Source organism: Paenibacillus polysaccharolyticus, assembly GCF_023714295.1.
Lineage (GTDB): Bacteria > Bacillota > Bacilli > Paenibacillales > Paenibacillaceae > Paenibacillus > Paenibacillus polysaccharolyticus_A.
On record NZ_JAMAUN010000010.1, the window covers coordinates 1 to 18,724 of the forward strand.

General features: G+C 47.7%; 14 protein-coding genes and 1 pseudogene. 7 read left to right on the plus strand and 8 right to left on the minus strand.

Annotated elements, in window-relative coordinates; all coding sequences use genetic code 11:
• Window positions 1-454 precede the first annotated feature (454 nt).
• A complete protein-coding gene (locus tag M3629_RS20855; protein ID WP_251509869.1) occupies window positions 455-1,219 on the minus strand; it encodes an MBL fold metallo-hydrolase in 765 nt (254 codons plus the stop codon).
• A gap of 131 nt (window positions 1,220-1,350) precedes the next feature.
• Here M3629_RS20855 and M3629_RS20860 point away from each other — a divergent pair, with 131 nt between their 5' ends.
• Complete coding sequence (locus M3629_RS20860) at window positions 1,351-1,785, plus strand: Lrp/AsnC family transcriptional regulator (RefSeq protein ID WP_221787751.1); 435 nt, start codon at window positions 1,351-1,353, stop codon at window positions 1,783-1,785.
• Between the two features lie 20 nt (window positions 1,786-1,805).
• Here the strand turns inward: M3629_RS20860 and M3629_RS20865 are convergent, their stop codons facing one another.
• The 3 genes from M3629_RS20865 to M3629_RS20875 all read right to left on the minus strand — a co-directional run bounded on the left by M3629_RS20865 (window position 1,806) and on the right by M3629_RS20875 (window position 6,158).
• Window positions 1,806-2,315, minus strand: a complete 510-nt coding sequence (locus M3629_RS20865; RefSeq protein ID WP_251509870.1) for a hypothetical protein — start codon at window positions 2,313-2,315, stop codon at window positions 1,806-1,808.
• A 212-nt stretch (window positions 2,316-2,527) separates the two neighbouring features.
• Entirely contained in the window at window positions 2,528-4,423 is a 1,896-nt protein-coding gene (locus M3629_RS20870; protein WP_435368253.1) for an ABC transporter ATP-binding protein, read from the minus strand.
• Window positions 4,416-6,158, minus strand: coding sequence for an ABC transporter ATP-binding protein (locus tag M3629_RS20875; protein ID WP_251509871.1), 1,743 nt, complete (start codon window positions 6,156-6,158; stop codon window positions 4,416-4,418). Before M3629_RS20875 ends, M3629_RS20870 begins: the two co-directional genes overlap by 8 nt.
• A gap of 327 nt (window positions 6,159-6,485) precedes the next feature.
• On the opposite strand from M3629_RS20875, the gene M3629_RS20880 reads away from it, so the two are divergent.
• Entirely contained in the window at window positions 6,486-7,409 is a 924-nt protein-coding gene (locus M3629_RS20880; RefSeq protein ID WP_251509872.1) for an S-layer homology domain-containing protein, read from the plus strand.
• 702 nt (window positions 7,410-8,111) lie between these two features.
• Here the strand turns inward: M3629_RS20880 and M3629_RS20885 are convergent.
• The 4 genes and pseudogenes from M3629_RS20885 to M3629_RS20900 all read right to left on the minus strand — a co-directional run bounded on the left by M3629_RS20885 (window position 8,112) and on the right by M3629_RS20900 (window position 11,504).
• Window positions 8,112-8,690: a YdeI/OmpD-associated family protein gene (locus M3629_RS20885; RefSeq protein WP_251510284.1), complete on the minus strand. Its 579-nt coding sequence runs from the start codon at window positions 8,688-8,690 to the stop codon at window positions 8,112-8,114.
• A gap of 175 nt (window positions 8,691-8,865) precedes the next feature.
• Window positions 8,866-9,378, minus strand: coding sequence for a DinB family protein (locus M3629_RS20890; protein ID WP_251509873.1), 513 nt, complete (start codon window positions 9,376-9,378; stop codon window positions 8,866-8,868).
• Window positions 9,379-9,520: 142 nt separating this feature from the next.
• Window positions 9,521-10,457: pseudogene (locus M3629_RS28855) on the minus strand (helix-turn-helix transcriptional regulator).
• A gap of 129 nt (window positions 10,458-10,586) precedes the next feature.
• Entirely contained in the window at window positions 10,587-11,504 is a 918-nt protein-coding gene (locus tag M3629_RS20900) for an ArsR/SmtB family transcription factor (RefSeq protein WP_251509874.1), read from the minus strand.
• A gap of 331 nt (window positions 11,505-11,835) precedes the next feature.
• On the opposite strand from M3629_RS20900, the gene M3629_RS20905 reads away from it, so the two are divergent.
• From M3629_RS20905 to M3629_RS20925, 5 genes are all read left to right on the plus strand, one after another.
• The gene (locus M3629_RS20905; protein ID WP_251509876.1) at window positions 11,836-12,951 is read left to right on the plus strand and encodes a glycoside hydrolase family 43 protein; all 1,116 of its coding nucleotides are present in this window, start codon (window positions 11,836-11,838) and stop codon (window positions 12,949-12,951) included.
• A 139-nt stretch (window positions 12,952-13,090) separates the two neighbouring features.
• Complete coding sequence (locus tag M3629_RS20910) at window positions 13,091-14,437, plus strand: ABC transporter substrate-binding protein (RefSeq protein ID WP_251509878.1); 1,347 nt, start codon at window positions 13,091-13,093, stop codon at window positions 14,435-14,437.
• 406 nt (window positions 14,438-14,843) lie between these two features.
• Window positions 14,844-15,734: a carbohydrate ABC transporter permease gene (locus M3629_RS20915; protein ID WP_251509879.1), complete on the plus strand. Its 891-nt coding sequence runs from the start codon at window positions 14,844-14,846 to the stop codon at window positions 15,732-15,734.
• 27 nt (window positions 15,735-15,761) lie between these two features.
• Window positions 15,762-16,604 (plus strand): carbohydrate ABC transporter permease, encoded by an 843-nt coding sequence (locus tag M3629_RS20920; protein WP_090918394.1) that lies wholly within the window; start codon window positions 15,762-15,764, stop codon window positions 16,602-16,604.
• A gap of 182 nt (window positions 16,605-16,786) precedes the next feature.
• A complete protein-coding gene (locus M3629_RS20925) occupies window positions 16,787-18,202 on the plus strand; it encodes an arabinan endo-1,5-alpha-L-arabinosidase (protein WP_251510286.1) in 1,416 nt (471 codons plus the stop codon).
• Window positions 18,203-18,724 lie beyond the last annotated feature (522 nt).

Consider the following 18,724-nt stretch of genomic DNA (forward strand, 5'->3'; position numbering starts at 1 on the left):
TGCCCCAGTAGAGTGCCCCAGTAGAGTGCCCCAGTAGAGTGCCCCAGTAGAGTGCCCCAGTAGAGTGCCCCAGTAGAGTGCCCCAGTAGAGTGCCCCAGTAGAGTGCCCCAGTAGAGTGCCCCAGTAGAGTGCCCCAGTAAAGTGTTTTTTCGCTGTCCAATTGCGCTAACGATCACAGGAAACCTTATTTAGGCATTTAACGCCACATTTTAATTCTAACGGTCATGAGAGACGTTATTTCGGTGAAAATGGGTAGAATTCCAGGGGAAAGTGGGTATTTCGCTTAAATAGGCTCCGCTGTGATCGTTAGAATTTCAAAGTGGCAAAATCAGCCCAAATAGCGTCTGCTGTGATCGTTAGAAAAACTCACGAGCAATCTACATCATACGAATGATGATTGCAGGGGACATGGTCTAAATTAACCATCCTACATACGCAACTATGCCCCTTCGCTTACCCCCGTAATTTAAACTCGAAGCTTTCCCCATCCATTGGAATGAGTACATGATCTTCCAACTGCTCTTTTGCCAGATAAGCGGCTAGATCCGCACGTGTTGTCATGCAGTGGTTGATGACATCCATGTGAACGGCGATGAGGTGAGCGGAAGGTGCAGCGTGTTTCACGGCAGCAACGTCGGGTCCGTCCATCGTGATGGGATCACCCTGCAAGAAGCGTGCACCCCCGGCGTTGACTACAATGACCTCTGGTTTATATTGCTTGATCGCTGTCGCTGGCTCATCACACCAGATCGTATCTCCGGCAATGTAGGTGACCGGTTCTTCATCCGCTTCAAGCACAAAACCGGAGACCTTACCCATACGTTTGCCAATCTCCCCTGTACCGTGCTGACCGGATGTACGCGAGAATCGCACCGAATGATGCTCATGCTCCACATCGACAGGCGTTACGTCCGTAAATCCCGCTTTTATGAAAATAGGCTCGTCCCCCGGCTGGCACAACAATGGGATATCCTTCTGCAGTTGATTTGCGGCTGCTTCATCCCAATGATCGGCATGGGTATGCGTTACAATCAGCAGATCAGGCTTGAGATAATCTGTTTCGGTTTCGGGGAGATTGACTCCAGGATTACGCAGCTCATTCGGCGTGTTTGGAAAAGCGGGCATACTCTCGGCATCCATTAGCATGGGGTCAACCAGCATTTTCAGACCGCCGTATTCCAGCCACAGGGTGGCATGTCGAATTAATTGGATTTTCATTGGATTTGCACTCCTTCGGGTTCTCTCTTAGTATTATCCTATATGTTATACAACCCGATTCACGTCGTACATAACCTGCTGAATGCATATCGGTCCGACTATTTTCAAGGTGAAAGGAATGCTGAATACCTATGAACGAAATGATAGACGCCACGGATGTACGCATTTTGCAGATTCTGATCCGGGATGCCAAGCGTTCAAACAAGGAGATCGGAGAGGAAGTGCATCTGACAGGACAAGCGGTTGGGGCGAGAGTACGCAAGTTGCAGGACCTGGGGGTTATTGAAGGGTATACGGTAAAATGGAACCCGGACCGCCTCGGCCTTGGCTTGAAGGCATTTGTCACGGTATTTCTGAACTCTGGCGATAAACATGCTGCCTTTCGTGCGTTTGTGGCGGGGCGTGAGGACGTTGTTGAAGTCCACCGTGTCAGTGGAGAAGGTTGTTACCTGATGCGGGTGCAGACAGGGACAACAGAGCAACTCGGTGAACTGCTGGAAGCACTGCTACCGCTAGGTAATTATAGGGTGAGTTTATCCATTGGAGTGGAGAAATCATCATCCTGAAGGTCCTGACCTGGACAAGTTCAATCCAGTTCAGGCCCTTGATGTTCCCTTAACGTCTTTTGGAGAGTAGACAAGGAGGACTTAAGCTCTTTTTTTTCAAACAAATGGTCGGTATGAATGTGGACTCGAGTGCCGTCCTTCAGATACAAGGCGTACATGGGGGAGGCGGATAATTGCCATTTGCTTCGGGCAGGGGTAGCAAGCTCGATCTTGCGAATCTGGTTCCATGGAATATGGCGCTGACCCGCATAGAGAGATTGTTCATCCCATGAGACGAGGATCGCCACGCGCTGAATGGAACGGGTCCAAAACATAAAGAAAAACGGTCCCACCATCCACATGCCGAGTATCGCAGCCATAGGGTAATAGATTTTTTCCACGCTCTTAGTCTGCCCGGCAACGATGACCCATAAGAGCAGTACACATAAGACGAGAAACAGGAAACAAACGCTCCCTTTCCAGATCGCTGTGATGCGACGATAGCGAATTTCCCCCTGATGGTGTTCCTCAGAAGTTGCAGGTAACATCATCGTCACTCCTTTCATTGCAGATTCATATGTAAAAAATGCCGCCTGCACGAGCAGAGCGGCCTGTTTGACCTGTGCATCCTATATCAAGTTTACGAGTTCTTGCGGCATTTAGGTAGGGCAGTTTTGAACAATCAGTTAACGTAATCCTAGCGGTTCTAGCGCCGTATGTCCTGTTGAGAGAAATGTTGTAATTCAAACTAACGCTAAAAATATTACCCGAACTTGCTAGGTTGTTGTCCTGCCTCCCGTGCGTGCTGATACAGATCGGCATAAACGCCCTGGCTCGCAACCAGCTCCTGATGTGATCCTTCCTCGACAATAGCGCCTTGTTCCATGACCAGAATCCGGTCAGCATGCATGACTGTAGACAGGCGATGTGCAATCACTATTGTGGTTCTGCCTTGGGATACGGACTCCAGCGCATGTTGTACGAGTTGTTCAGTATGTGAGTCCAGGTTGGCGGTAGCTTCATCGAGAATAAGAATGCGTGGCTGGAATACAACGATTCGTGCAAACGAGATCAGCTGTCGTTCACCGGCGGATAACCCGCTTCCGCGCTCGGACAGACGGGTGTCATAGCCTTGCGGCAAACGACTTATCATCGCATCTGCCCCAACAAATCGGCAGGCTTCCATCGCTTGCTCGCGTGTAATATCCTCCCTGAACATTCTCACGTTATCAATAATGGTACCCGAGAACAGGAAAGGCTCCTGTTGAATCAGCCCAACAATCCGGTGGAGCGCGGCTTGCGGAATGTGGCGAATGTCGGTGCCATCGATTTGGATGCTGCCCTGATTAACGTCATAGAACCGATTGAGCAGGGAGATCAGTGTGCTTTTGCCCGCTCCGGTTGTACCCACAATACCGACCATCTCCCCAGGGTACAGGTGCAGATTCATATGTTGAATAATAGGGCGATCTGCCTTGTAACCGAAGGATACATTATTAAAATCAATCTGACCCATCACATGTTGCGGTTCCAGCGGCGAAGCCTGATCCGGGGACGGGTCATGTACTTCAGGCCTCGTGTTCAAAATGTTCCAGATCCGATCCATCGAAACCGTGGTCGATTGAAAGGTATTCCACTGCATTGTAATCTGGTTGATCGGTTGAAAAAACTGACGAATGTAGCTGATAAACGCATACAGCACTCCGACTTGCAAAGACTCACCCAGCACGGCGCGACCACCCAGCCACACCATCATCACCAGCGCCGCGTTACCCAGAATGTCAAATGTCCGGTTAAAAATAACATTGGAACGTGCCTGTGTAATGTTTGCCTCCAGATGAAGGGCGTTCTGTTCTATGAATCGTTTCTTCTGCTCTTCTTCTTGGTGGAACGCCTGAATCAGGAACATACCCGACAGGTTTTCCGCCGTAAACGCGATCAGACGAGAAAGGCGTTTGCGTGCATTCTGATAGGCGCTCCGCAGTCTGCGACGGAACAGGGCAGCCACGACAGCGATGACCGGAAGTACGATGAGTGAATAACCGGCGAGCATAGGATCGAGCTGAAACATGAAAAAGATAATGAGCACCAGCATCATGCCATCCCGAATCAGACTGAGCAATACTTGGGTGAAGAAACTGCTGATCGTCTCCGTATCGCTGGACACATTGGTCACCAGACTACCGATATGAAAGCGGTCAAAGAAGGACATGGACATTTTGGAAATATGTCTAAACAAATCCTTGCGAATGCGAGCGACGATGCTCTGTCCGACATGTTGCAATAGATTATTTTGAATATAGGTGAAAATAAAACTGATTACAGCCAGCCCCAGAAAAACGGCGGCGAGTTTAACGAGAAACAAGGTGCTGGTTTGACCTACAGCCAGATGGTCATCGATAGCGATCTTGACCAGATAAGGCTGCAACAAATCGGCGGATATGCCAAGCAAGGAGCAGAAAAATATGCCGGCAAAGGCCCAACGATGCGGTTTGGCATAACCCATCATTTCTTTAAATGAAGCACGTTTACTGTGCTGATCGTTGGTGGGGGACTCCGATTTGACGGCTGTGTTATCGGAATGACTGCTATTGTCCGATTGATCGGTACGTTTAGAATTATGGTTGGTGTGTTTAGGATTCGCATCCGCATCAGACATGATGTAACCCCTCCTCCTGCAAACGATAGGTCGCTGCATACAGCCCTTTGGCAGCCATCAACTCCGCATGCGTCCCTTGTTCAACAATCTGTCCTTCATCCAACACGAGGATGACATCCGCATGACGGACGGCACTGATACGGTGAGAGATGATTAAGGTGGTTTTGCCTTTGCTGATCTTACGCAGACTGCGGAGAATGCCTGTTTCGGTAACGGCATCTACGGCACTCATACTGTCATCCAAAATTAGGATCTGAGCCTGCTTGATCAATCCGCGAGCGAGACTGGTACGTTGCCGCTGTCCACCAGACAGCGTAAGTCCACGTTCTCCCAGCAGGGTATCGAAACGATCAGGGAAACGCACAATATTTTCATAGATCATCGCTTGTTTGGCGCTGTCTTCTACGTCACCCATAGGCGCTTCACGGTTGCTGAATGCAATATTGTCCCGTATGGTGGTGCTGAATAGAAAGCCGTCCTGAGGAACATAAGCGATCTGAGATCTGAGACTGTCTAGAGATAGTTCCCGAATGTCTGTGCCATTGATAAAAATGCTGCCTTCCGGTGGTTCGTATGTACGGAGCAGCAGCTTAACCAGTGTGCTTTTGCCTGAACCTGTTTTCCCGACAATGCCAACCGTGCTTCCCGCTTGAATCTCGAGATGGATTTTTTTTAGCGCGGGCGATGAGCTACCTGGATAATGGAACGTCAAATCGTCGATCCTAATTTCTTGCATGTTTTGCAGTGTCTCCGCCTCAGGGATTTCCTGTACATCGGGCTCTTCACCGAGAAGATCATTGACTCTTTCGAGAGAGGCTCCTGAACGCTGCATCGTATTAATCACGTTACCAATCTGCTGGAGTGGCCCCATAATGATTCGCAGATACAAGGTCAGGGCGACAAAGCTGCCTAGCGTAATGGAGTTTTGCATCGTTAGAATGCCGCCAACCAGCAGCGAAATTACGAGAGACGTTGCACCGAGCAACGGAAGTGTAGCCTGAAAAAGGGAAGATAGACGAACTAACCGCAGCTGTTTATTTTTGATATCATCCACGGTTGCGCCAAAACGTGAACGAGCGTTATCCTCGATGGCAAATGTTTTGATTACGCGTATACCGCCAAGCTGTTCCTCTGCCGATTCCGTCATTGTGGCGAGTGCCTCTTGCACATCTCGGGAGCGCTTTCGAATCCGTGGTCCGAAGTACACAACCAGGAATGGAATGGCCAGCAGCGGTACAATGCTGATCAGGATCAGTGTCAGCGGAATGCCACTAAGTAACATCATCACTACACAGGACAATAATAAAAAGGCGGCATTCGTCATCATCGTAACCCCGTTGGATATGGCTTCCCGGACGGAAGTGACATCATTCATAAAATAGCTGAGCAGCTTGCCGTTGCCCTGTTTGGAAAAATAGTGCTCGCTAAGCTCGGAAAACTTGCGGAATATCCGCTCGCGTGTAATAAATTCAAATCGCCGGCCCAGTTTCATAATCATGAACTGGCCGGTACCAAACAGCAGATTGTATGCAATTGCAATCGCAAGTAGCGACAAGCTGTAACGGATCACCGTCTGCATCTGTAGCGTGTTCTGTAGGAGTTGATCCGTAAAGTTGCCCAGAATACGGGGCAGGGAGGCCTGACCGACATTCGACGCAATGATCAAAAGAACAGCCAGGAGATAGATAGGCCAGTTGGATAACACATAACCGCGCAGCAAACCTTTTTTGGACATAGGTGTGGGTTCTCCTTTGTTACGAAGTCAAGAAAAGGGCAGACACCTGATCGTAGCGTGTCATGCCCTCTTACTTTATGCGAACTTGTTTGTTATTTATCCGTCAACCGATGAATCTTTCTATTTATATTTTCGCGCTAATATAAGTCGTTGTCAATGCGCTAGTACAGCTTAATAGGCTACCGATACACCGCAAATCATATGCCTTGTTATGAAGTTGTATTCACCAAATGCGAAAAGAACTGAAACATTTTACGAAGATGTCCCGTCTGTAGGGATGAAAAGATGAAAAACAGGTTTTACTAATCATAATGGAGGTGCCAGGAAATGAAACATAAAAAAGGATTGGCTGCTACACTTGCGCTATGCGTTTCTTTGACAGCAGGAGGTGCTTCGGTATTTGCATTTTCCGACATTAAGGATGAAGGCCAGAAGACGGTTGTGGATACTTTGAAATCGAAGGGGATTGTGAATGGAGTAACGGCGGATCTGTTCCGACCGGATGTTGCTCTGTCCGAACCGCAGGGAATTCAGTTAATCGTTAAAGCATTTGGTTTGAAAAATGCATATGCGGAAGCTTCCGCTCAGAATAAAATCAGTCCAGATACCTGGTATGCAGATGCTGTGCAAGCGGCAACTCAGAATGGCCTTTCCGTTCCGGTAGAAGTGAATCCGCAAGGCAAGATGACGCGTGAACAATTTGTTATTTTGCTGCATGAGGGAATTAACACGACCGGTAATTATCCGGTAATCATGAAGTATAATGAAGTGAAGGATGAAAAAAAATTAAGTAAGGACGCCATATCTGCGGTCCAGAACTTGCTGAATATGAACATCATTGAACTGGACAAGGACGGAAACTTCCGCCCGGATCAGTCGCTTACTCGTATGGAGGCAGCTAGCATGATTTTCAATGCCCTTGAGTTTGTGGATAAGCATAGCGATGAGGGTGCAACTGAACCGGCTCCAACCAATCCTGGTGAAGGACAGCAGGCGATCGTACCAGCAGTAACGATCAGCAAGGTAGATGACAAAACAAGCAAAGTGACCTTGACGGCTGAAATGCCGCATCCGGGATACGGGTTGAAAATTGATGAAGTGAAGTTGGAGAAGGATAAACAAGCTATTGTAAAATATTCAATCGTGCAACCTGACCCGGACATGATGTATCCGATGGTGATTACCAAAGTAACGGCAGAAGCTGAAATTCCAACAGGTTACACCGCTGAAGCTCAGCCTTCTGGCAAGTAAATCAGTTTGTGTAAGACTGCTCACTTTACCTGTTGCTTGGGAGTGACAGACTATACCGACTTGAAGAGCACCAGAGCGCCGGAGTATCTGAAAACCAGAGAACTAGAGAACTAAAGAAACCAAAGTACCAAAGTATCAGGGCAACAGAGCTTCAGAAGACAGAGAACCCGAAAACTAGAAAACCAGAGCATCAGAGTACCTGAGCACCTGAGCACCAGGGCCTCAGAAAACCAGAAAACCAGAAAACCAGAAAACCAGAAAACTATCTAATTGATCGGATTCTCTAATCAGGGGTGCTAGGCAGTTACCAGTCAAGGGATCTGGCTAGTTTCTGGTTATAGGGAAACGGTCGGGCAGGTGGTTTTCGTATGATCAGGTTAGCCAGTAATTACTGGCTGGCCTTTTTTTTGCGTGGAGAGCCTGTGTGATGAGTGGGTTTAAAGCGCTAACGATCACCACAGAGCTTATTTTGGTCAAAATAGAGTGTTATAAAATCTAACGATTCTCAGAGACGCTATATCAGCCAATTAGGCTGATTTCGCCTGAAAAATAGCTAACAATCGGAGAATAAGGTTTCTGGTGATCGTTAGAATTCCAGTCAGGCGAAAAACGGCTAAATAGCGTCCCGTGTGATCGTTAGAAATTCGGCATCAGGGAGAACGACGAGCAGAAGCAGGACGGCTAAACCAATCCACATGTGCTTTAATCCTGCAACAACCTTCCGTTATCATGCCACTGGCCATACAGTTGATTTGCCTTCGTATGTTGGATGAACTTATCAAGCCGGCTTTGAAAGAGAGCTGGCTGCCGTTTAACGCTCTGGATCGTGTCGATGCGTACCCGTTGATAGAGGAGAGGGAAAGCTACGAAATGATCATATGCTTGTCTGTCCGCAGTTAACCTCTGTTTAATCTCGGCATCGACAACAAAAGCTTCAGGATTCATGTCGGGCAGAACCTTTCTACCCGCATCTTTCATAAGACCTAGCCTTTCTAATCGGCGCACACGCTCCTTATTGAGCTCTGTCCATGAGCTTTTGCGGCTGCGGGGGGACAAGCGTTGTAATAACAGGCCATCGGACGTTTTCTTTTTGACTCCATCAATCCAGCCAAAGCACAATGCTTCTTCAACAGCATCCAGATATAAAAGGGTATCGGGGCGTGGTTTCAAACTCACAGGAATCCAGCAGCAGGACGCTGTAGTTCCGTGCTTCTGTAACCATTTTTTTAACTCTTCCCTGGAGGTAAAGGTGAGTATTCGTTCAAGTGGAACAGACGGCATCATATCCAAGACCTTTCATGTTGCATTGTATCTAACACTATCGTATTACATGATACCTTAGAGCTTCGTATTACACGATACCTAAGAGCTTCATACTACACGATACCTAAGAGCTTCATACTACATCGTATCCAAGAGTTATTATCAGGCACAATGGACTTCAAGGATTAGAGAGTTACTCGGCAGTATTGGAGTTTTCGTACCAGAATCTAGAATAGTCATTCATGACAGAAGCATGGCCGAGCTGACGCAACATGGTGGATATATTACCCCGGTGATAGGTCCCGTGATTCACCAGATGTAAGATGATTTCCGCGAAACGGGTTTGACGCACGCCTGCAAAGGGATTGTCAAGCAGAAGCACCTGCTCCAAATCCGTCTGCTGACTGAACCAAGTCAGATATTGATTGGATAGTTCGGCATAACGCTCGAAATATTCTTCTATGGTGGCAAACGTTTCGCCGTTACGCGGCATGCAGATTTGTAAAGCTTCAGGCATGCTGGTTCCGGTTAGCACCAGGTACCACATCTGATCCACAGCATTCATATGACTGAGCGCATGGGCGAGGGTGGGAAAGGAACTGTTCACTTCCTGATGCAGCACAGAAGCCGGCAACTCCTGAATGCGTTGCATAATGATCTGCGAAGCCCAAACATGATAATGAACCATTTCTTCTAGGTAATTCATAAAAAAATCGTCTCCTTTATTTTAGCGAACGATAGGATGGTCTTAGTGCCTCCCTTGTTACTGAAATGAGTATAAAAAAAGAAGTATGACAACAGCGTGTCATACTTCTTCTTTCACTTCACAAGACTCCCATTATGGGGCTTCAATGAGTGTGTTTGTCGTAACGTCTCAGTGCATTTCGTAGTTGCGTCTCTAAAACATCCCTCAGTGCTAGAGGTTCCAAAACCTCCGCCCCACTTCCCAAACTCAGTAAGAACGACCATAACCACGTGGCCTGGAGCGGTTTATGAACCTGAACGCGCATCGTCATGCTGCCGTCCTCATGAAATTGTTTATCTGCTTGCTGAAAATGATCGAGCGCCTCCGCGAGTGCATCCGGATATACGCGAAATACCACATCTGTCATGATCTCCTGGGTGACAGGAGGAGTGGAAGATGGCTCTTCCATGGGGAGAACATGCGGTTCAAAATGACGGTTGGTCAGGTGCACGTTTAACATCCGTGACAGTCTGAATTCCCGGTAATCCTGCCGGCTTCGGCAATATCCATACACATACCAGCTGCGGTATTTAAACTGCAATCGAACAGGTTCGATTTCTCGGGTCGTGTGCTCATTTTTGGAATTAATGTAATCCAACTGGACGACTTGATGTTGTATGATTCCTGCACGAAGATGCGAAAGCGAGTCAGGCTCAGTTCGATACGTATTCAGGTCTACAGTTAACTTTGGTCTCTCATGCTGGTCTCTCATGCTGGTCTCCAATCGTCTGCAAACGTTCAATTGTACCCTGTGCACGAACATCGTTAAACACGGTCGAGAGGCTGGTGAGCACTGTAATCAAAGCATCCACATCATATGAGCCGAGCAAGCTTTTATCCATTTTATATCCATCCATAATGCCATACCCGCCGTTCATTCCTTGATGCGAAACAACCGGAAACCCGGCTGCGCAGATCACATCAATATCCCGATAGATGGTTCTGGGCGATACTTGATATTCTTCCGCAAGGGTAGAGGCAGACAACACTTCGTGATTGAGTAATTTGTAAATGATCGAGACTAACCGTTCCAGCTTCAAAAGAACCCCACCCGTCATCACTTCTTTTCCGATACAGGCCATAAGTATATCACTAAAAAAAGAGTGCAGATTCGCACTCTTCTACAATTAAGGAGCATTCTTCAACCAAAATCTCCAGCCAGATCCTATCTAGTCTTCCTGCACATTATAAAGCACTCGCGCGAGCAGGCCTTGACCATAGTTGCCGAAGTTTTTGCCGAAAATAGTCAGGCCGCGTTTGTTGACAGGTCCGTCCGTAACAGCGATGCGGAAGTGGATATCACTTTTGTAATCCAGCCCGATATCGTCCAGGGTAACGTCCGAGATTTTGCATCCGTCGATATAACTGCCTTCCTTCGTAATACGAATCAGCTTCAGCATTCCGTACTGATTCAGATGCGGAGGCCACCAGTCCGGATTAAACGTACCGCGTGTATCACCGAAATCTCCTGGACTCGTCCATAGTCCGATTTTTTTGCCATTGATATAAAAGTAAATATCCGACGGATAGTTGTCACAGAATCCGGGGGCTTCCGACCCCAGTTCCATAGACAGTTGAATTTCGTTAAACGTCTGGTTGGGCTTCAGATAGTTGGGAATACGATATTCAAGATACCCCTCAGCCAGCCAGATCATCTCTGCGTCGATCCGAAGCGGATCGGCAAAATAACGGGGATCATCAAACTCCCCGATAATACTGTCTTTCGTAGCAATCCCACATGTGGGTGCTGCCTGATAATCACTGTAATGCCCAACTTGAATCTCTACCTCATACCGGTTATGAATCTCCTGAGAACGCAGGTCGACCATTAATTTTTCCTCGTTAAGATAACAAATCTTCTGAATGCCGTGTTTGCCAACCGCTGTATTAATCTCGATTAATCCGCTCTCCTCAAGCTTTTTGATATGCATTGTGATTGCGCCGTTACTAAGTCCCAGCTTGGTTGCTAGGTCATTGAGATTAAGACTTTGGTTTCTGGCCAGCAACTCAATAATCTGAATGCGAATTTCGGAGCTGAGTGCTTTGAAAATGTTCACACCTGACATGAGATCTTTAATATAAATCATAGGTGGATGTCCTTTCCCCGTTCTGAACAAAGCCTATCTACGCAGACTTTTGCACATTTATTGTTTTATTTCAGATAATTATAAATCATTACATGCTGGAAAGAAAGGTGGAGAAAAGGGAGGTATTCCTTATGTATACAATGAAAAATTTAAATCTTGTATAGGTTTTACTTCCGGATTGACTCGAACAAAACATTGAATTAATTCATATATATTTGAAATATACCATTGAATTGTCATGTAACCGCTTTTATAATCCTATTATACTTAAATTGATTTAATACTTCATGAACCAAAGTAACCGTTTAATCAGGAGAGGTGGCGTTCCGGTATGGAAAAGTTCAGTTCATGGAAGAGATTAAAGAGTTTCAAGTGGTGGGAATTGAAGAGTTTCAAATGCAAGATCGAGAGGGATTTTCAAAGGGTTAAGAATGTTGAAGGCTCAGGATCGTTAACTGATTCAGAACGCTTGAAGCAGGTGAAAGGCTCGAAGTTTTCATCCAAGAAGCGTTGGGCATTACCAGCATTACTGGTGTTGGGTCTGGTGCTAGCAGGACAGTCTCGGGCTTTAGCCGCGTTTTGGAATCTATCGGGAGACATTGCCGTTCATGATCCGACGATCATCAAAGAGGGCAATTCCTGGTACACCTTTTCCACGGGTCCAGGTATTCAGGTGCTGAAATCCGATAACGGAACGTCGTGGTATCGTGTGCCTCAGATTTTTCTAAGTGAACCGTCCTGGTGGAATTCGGCTGTCCCCGCACAGAAAGACCTGGATGTATGGGCACCGGACGTACAAAGGTATAACGGCAAGGTTTGGCTCTATTATTCCATCTCGACCTTTGGTTCCAACAGGTCTGCGATTGGGTTAGCGTCCGCAAACAGCGTTGGCGCGGGGCAATGGAAAGATGAAGGGCTTGTACTGCAATCCAATACATCGAATAACTACAACGCCATTGATCCGGAACTGGTTATTGATGCTTCGGGTAATCCATGGCTGGCCTTTGGTTCGTTCTGGAGCGGTCTGAAAATTGTAAAACTGGACAAAAACACGATGAAACCGACAGGTAACATCTCCTCGATTGCAGCACGTCCGAATAACGGGGGCGCAATTGAAGCGCCAAGTATCACGTATCGCAACGGATATTATTATTTGTTTGCCTCTATTGATTCCTGCTGTAAAGGTGTGAACAGTACCTACAAAATGGTTTATGGTCGGTCCACCAGCATTACGGGCCCTTACGTCGACAAAAACGGAGTAAATATGATGAACGGTGGCGGCACGATTTTGGATACAGGTAATGTGAGATGGAAAGGACCGGGTGGGCAGGACGTGGTCAACGGCAATCTAATCGTACGGCATGCTTATGATGCAACGGATAATGGCAATCCGAAATTGCTGATTAACGATTTGTTATGGGACGGGAATGGCTGGCCGACGTATTAGTATGATTTTTATTTTATAAAAATATAAAATGTTTTAATAAAGTATTGACTAAAGGGATCTGGATTTGATAAATTTAACAACAGAAATGCTGATTCATGGTATTGAATACGTTTACAAGTCCAGATCAGGAGGGGTTCATATGGTCAAGAGAAAGAGTTGGGTCACGTTTATGCTGCTAATGCTGGTCAGTGCACTGGTGCTTGCAGGTTGTGGAGGAGGAAGCGGAAGTTCGAGCGGAGATAAAGAACTGACGTTTATGTTCCGCGGCGGCACGGATGAGCAGAAGGCGTATCAGGCTGTCGTGAAGAAGTTTGAAGAAGAACATCCAGGCGTCAAAGTTAAAATCATCGTTACCGCAGCGGACCAATATGCGACAAAGCTTCGCGCGGCGATTACAGGCAATAGCTTGCCAGACGTATTTTATTTCACACCGGGTGATATGAAGGCCTATGTGAACAGCAATGTGCTCATGAATCTAACGCCGTATATCGAGAAAAACAAAGATATCAATCTGGATAATATCTGGAAGTATGGCGTGGACTTGTATCGTTATGATGGCAAGATGGCAGGGCAAGGTGATCTCTACGGTATGCCTAAGGATGTCGGGCCATTTGCACTGGGTTATAACAAGACCCTTTTTGAAAAAGAAGGCATTCCGCTCCCTGACAAGGACAAGCCTTATACGTGGGAAGAGTTTATCAAGGTAAATCAGCAAGCAACGAAAGATACGAACGGAGACGGTAAACCGGACGTATTTGGTACAGGTTTTAACGTACAATGGGCACTGCAATCTTTTGTATGGAGCAACGGGGCTGACTGGTTGGACGAGAGCAAAACGAAAGTCACGATTGATGATCCAAAATTTGCCGAAGCGCTACAATTCTTCGCGGATATGCAGAACAAGTACAAGATCACTCCTTCCATTGAGGAAGCACAAACGCTGGATACGTATCAGCGCTGGATGAAGGGTGAAATGGCGTTCTTCCCTGTTGGTCCGTGGGATATGAGTACATTTGAAAAGCTTCCATTCGATTATGATCTGCTGCCTTTCCCGGCGGGATCAACAGGCAAACCCGCGACATGGATCGGTTCCCTCGGGATCGGAGTATCTGCCAAAACCAAACATCCAGAAGAAGCTGCTGCATTGGTGAATTATCTCACTGCTTCAAAGGAAGGCATGAAACAACTGGTAGACGCGAAGGTGCAGATTCCAAACTTGCTTGATATGGCCGATGAGTGGGCCAAAGACACCTCTACCAAACCGGAAAACAAACAGGAATTCATCGATATCGTAAAAGACTACGGACGTGCGTTGCCGGGTAACTACACATACAACGCGGAGTGGTACGACATGTTCTTCACCGATATTCAGCCGGTACTTGATGGCAAGATGACTGCCGCTGACTATGTGAAGCAACAACAGCCAAAAATGCAGAAGCTGCTGGACAAAGCAGTGGAGCAGGAGAAGAAATCTCAGAATAAATAGATAGACAAGGGATGCCAGCAGCCTGAACCGATGCTGCTGGCATTTGTTTTTTTAGAAGATACGAATTGAACTATGTTTACATGTTGTAACGGAGAGGGCAGAAAAAATCTGAAAAGCGAAGCGTTTGCCTAAAAGCTTTCTGAAAGAAGGCTACATCGGAAGCATACGCTTATAACCGGATTTTCATTTTCCCCTATTGAAAAGGGAATTCAGAAAATCTGGGGATAACCGCTACTCTCCAGGTTATTCTGTCATCGAAGTGAACGATGTAAACGGTTTGTTTAATTTTATCGCCAGATTCCATACGGGCATGTGGCATGTATCGACCGGAACAGAGCAGAGGCCATGATTCAAAAAAGCCAATCGATGTATGCCACATGCTGATCTTAGAAACAGGGGTGAACACGTGAATACGAAATCCAGTTTGTATCGCAAAGAGAAGATGTATGGATACTTGTTTATTTTGCCCCCCCTTTTGGGGCTTGTGATTTTTGTATTGTTCCCGTTCCTCTATTCCCTCTATGGTTCGTTCACCGATTGGGACGGACTGGGGCAGATGAACTTTATCGGGCTTGCCAATTTCAAAGATTTGTTGACCGATGATCTTTTTTACAAAGCCATGTTTAATACGTTTTACCTGATGCTCGGTATTCCGATTGGTCTGTTGCTGGCGCTCTTGCTGGCGATGGGGCTGAATCGTAAAATTCCGGGTACGACCACCTTTCGTGTAATCTACTACATACCGGTCATTTCTTCCTTGGCGGCGGTATCCATCATGTGGAACTGGGCCTACAACGGAGATTATGGTCTGGTGAACCAGTTCCTTGATCTGTTCGGTATCAAAGGCCCCAATTGGCTGGCGAACAAAGATACAGTAAAACCCGCGCTGATCATCATGACTGTCTGGAAAGGTCTGGGTTATACTATGCTGTTATATCTGGCGGCACTGCAAAGTGTATCCCGCACCTATTACGAGGCCGCAGAGCTTGACGGAGCGAATGGATTTCAGATTTTCCGCAATATCACCTGGCCGATGGTGAAACCCGTAACTTTTTTCCTCGTGGTGACAAATATCATCGGTGGTTCGCAAATCTTTACCGAGATGAACATCATGACACCGACAGGCGGGCCGGAATATGCATCCGCTTCGATCGTCTTTTATATCTGGCAGAAGGCCTTTAGCAACCTGCAGATGGGTTACGCTTCTGCGATGGCCATGATTCTGGGTATCTTCATCTTTGTGATTACGCTTATACAATTCAAACTTAACGAAAGATCAGCCTACGACGGGGATTAATGGGCGAGGAAAGGAGTGGAACGGAAGATGTCTTATAGTCAAAGAAGGAAAGTAACCAATTCTATTATATTTATCGTTCTGTCCATCGGTGCGATTGCGATGATTGCGCCCTTGCTCTGGATGCTGTCCACCTCGCTCAAGGAGAAACAGGATGTATTCGCGCTTCCGCCGGTCTGGATTCCGGAAGTGTTTCGATTCGATAAATATAAAGAGATCTGGGAAGCAGGACCGCTGCTCAGCGGAATTAAAAACAGTCTCATTGTAGCTCTTAGTGTGACGGTAGTTGGAACGTTTACGTCGAGTCTTGCGGCATTTGCTTTTGCCAAGTTAAGATTTCCACATAAGAACAAACTGTTTCTCGCCCTGCTGGCCTCGATGATGATTCCGTATCCGACGGTCATGATCCCGCAATTTATAATGTTTTCGAAGCTAGGCTGGGTGGACACTTTGCTGCCGCTGATTGTACCGGGACTATTCGGGAATGTAATTATGATCTTTTTCCTGCGGCAATATCTGCTTAGTGTTCCTGACGCAATTATTGAAGCGGCGAAAATCGACGGAAGCTCTTACTTTCGGTTGTATTCCAGCATTACGTTTCCGCTGATTAAACCTGCGGTGGCTGCACAGCTGATTCTCTGGTTTATGGGCATCTGGAACGATTATCTGGCACCGATTATCTATCTGAATTCACCTGAAAAGCAAACTTTGCAGCTTGTCATTGCCAACTTTAACGCGACCTATGCCATTCAAACGGATTATCCGCTCATTATGGCGGCGTCGATTGTGGCTCTGCTACCTGTTCTGATTATCTTCTTGATCTTCCAAAAGCAAATTATCGAGTCGGTTGCGATTTCAGGGGTAAAAGGGTGATGGGCATGAGAGGATGGAAAGTATGGCAACAACCGAAGAGACGAGAAGAATGGAAGGAAGCGAAGGGGAAAAAAGGACAACAAGAAGAGTTGAATGAAATGAAAGAATGCAAAGAGCGGAGATACGATAAATATTGGATGGGGCTAAAGGGGCGACAGGGGGCAAGGAAGGGAGTTGCGGTATTGATGTTACTGATGGTTATCGGTGTGACGGGCTGTACAGATGGCGGGGATACGGCGAAACCTCCGGTTTTTCCGGAAGCCCCGCAGGAACCAAAAATGTATGATCTTTCGATTCTGGATGATGAATCCAAGTGGACGGTTAACAATGCGCATGATCCTGCGATTATCAAAACAGACCAGGGCTACTACGTCTATTCCACAGACGTTCGAGTAGCAGGGGAACCGAAACCAGGCGTAATGGTGCGAAAATCCGATGATTTGATCAACTGGAAATGGGTCGGGCAGGCCCTGTCGGGTATCCCGAAGGAAGCACTCGATTGGACAGGGGCAACGAACCTGTGGGCACCGGATATTATTAAAGCCGGGGATACGTACCGCTTGTATTATTCGGCTTCGAGCTTTGGTAGTACACAGTCAGCCATCGGGTTGCAAACTTCCAAGTCTCCCGAGGGGCCGTGGAAGGATGAAGGACTGGTTGTGAAGACGGCTGGTCAGGAAAAGGACGGCCTGAATGCCATTGATGCCAATCCGGTGCTCGATGCGCTAGGCAACCCGTGGATGGTATATGGTTCATTTTTTGACGGAATCTACATTGCACCGCTTGATCCGGATACGGGCAAGTTCAAGGAAGAGGGGTATGGTACACGCATCGCAGCAAGGGATCGTGCAACCGAAGAAGGCGCAGTCGAGGGGCCATACATTGTGTATAATCCAGAGTTTCAAAAATATTACCTGTTCGTGTCTTATGATTCTCTGTTCGAAGACTATAACGTGCGGGTAGCTCGTGCCGACTCCATCACAGGGCCTTATACGGATATGAACGGCAATAAAATGTTGGATACGGAGCATCTGCCACAGTATGAGATAGGCACCAAAATTTTGGGCGGATACCGCTTCACCGAAGGTGAAGGCTGGGTTGCTCCTGGGCATAATTCCGTGCTGAAGGATGGCGACGATTATTACATCGTGCATCATGCGCGGGGCGAGACGGATAAAAACTGGCCGTATCTGCATGTGCGTAAAATGCTGTGGACGAAGGATGGCTGGCCTGTCGTGTCGCCTGAACGTTATGCCGGAGAGACCGCACAAGATATTCCGAAATCGATGATTGCCGGAACGTGGGAAGGCATGGCGCTTGATCCGTCTGTAAATGGACAGGTGCAGGCTGTGCCATATACGCTGACGAGTAAAGGCAAAATTGAAAGCGAGAACGGTTCGGGAACCTGGACGTTTGATGGCAAACAAACGTTAACGCTGACGTGGAAGGAAAGCCTGAGGGGCGGTGCTTCCACGGAAGAGCTAAAGCTGCTCCCATCCTGGGATTGGGAGCGAAGCCAGCCTGCGCTGGTGGTAACTGGTCTGAACGACCGCGGCATCGCGGTCTGGGGCAAACAAATCAGCGCAGCTGAGAAATAGATCGCTGACCCCTGAGGGTGGTCAGCGAGGGGGGGCCAGCGAGCGAAAACATCGTGAGCAACCAGCGCAGAGGGACACCAGCAGAGAGAGGGAGGAAGGAGCCGCGCGTGCGAGTTTGCCATCCGATTTCCACCGCCAGGAGCGGTGAATGGAAGAAATCGGAGGTCAAGGAGAGCCCCAAGGCCCTGCCGCCCGCGAACGCCCGCTGTGCCTGAGCACGGCCACGGGGAGAGTTGACCCAGCCAAGCGGTCAACGCCACAATCTTCGAGCCACTCCTAAAGGCTCGAAGCCCGATGTGTGCCAGCGAGCGAAAACATCGCGAGCAACCAGCGCAGAGGGGCAACAGCAGAGAGAGGGAGGAAGGAGCCGCGCGTGCGAGTTTGCCATCCGATTTCCACCGCCGGGAGCGGTGAGTGAAAAGAAATCGGAGGTCAAGGAGAGCGCCAGGGCCCTACCGTCCACGAACGCTCGCTGTGCCTGAGCACGGCCACGGGGAGAGTTGACCCAGCCAAGCGGTCAAC

Excerpts from the sequence above, each read along its gene's own strand:
- M3629_RS20870 (WP_435368253.1), bottom strand. The coding sequence starts at position 4,423 with ATGTCTGATGCGGATGCGAATCCTAAACACACCAACCATAATTCTAAA.
- M3629_RS20890 (WP_251509873.1), bottom strand. The coding sequence starts at position 9,378 with ATGAATTACCTAGAAGAAATGGTTCATTATCATGTTTGGGCTTCGCAG.
- M3629_RS20880 (WP_251509872.1), top strand. The coding sequence starts at position 6,486 with ATGAAACATAAAAAAGGATTGGCTGCTACACTTGCGCTATGCGTTTCT.
- M3629_RS20875 (WP_251509871.1), bottom strand. The coding sequence starts at position 6,158 with ATGTCCAAAAAAGGTTTGCTGCGCGGTTATGTGTTATCCAACTGGCCT.
- M3629_RS20860 (WP_221787751.1), top strand. The coding sequence starts at position 1,351 with ATGAACGAAATGATAGACGCCACGGATGTACGCATTTTGCAGATTCTG.
- M3629_RS20920 (WP_090918394.1), top strand. The coding sequence starts at position 15,762 with ATGTCTTATAGTCAAAGAAGGAAAGTAACCAATTCTATTATATTTATC.
- M3629_RS20910 (WP_251509878.1), top strand. The coding sequence starts at position 13,091 with ATGGTCAAGAGAAAGAGTTGGGTCACGTTTATGCTGCTAATGCTGGTC.
- M3629_RS20905 (WP_251509876.1), top strand. The coding sequence starts at position 11,836 with ATGGAAAAGTTCAGTTCATGGAAGAGATTAAAGAGTTTCAAGTGGTGG.
- M3629_RS20900 (WP_251509874.1), bottom strand. The coding sequence starts at position 11,504 with ATGATTTATATTAAAGATCTCATGTCAGGTGTGAACATTTTCAAAGCA.
- M3629_RS20855 (WP_251509869.1), bottom strand. The coding sequence starts at position 1,219 with ATGAAAATCCAATTAATTCGACATGCCACCCTGTGGCTGGAATACGGC.
- M3629_RS20865 (WP_251509870.1), bottom strand. The coding sequence starts at position 2,315 with ATGATGTTACCTGCAACTTCTGAGGAACACCATCAGGGGGAAATTCGC.
- M3629_RS20885 (WP_251510284.1), bottom strand. The coding sequence starts at position 8,690 with ATGCCGTCTGTTCCACTTGAACGAATACTCACCTTTACCTCCAGGGAA.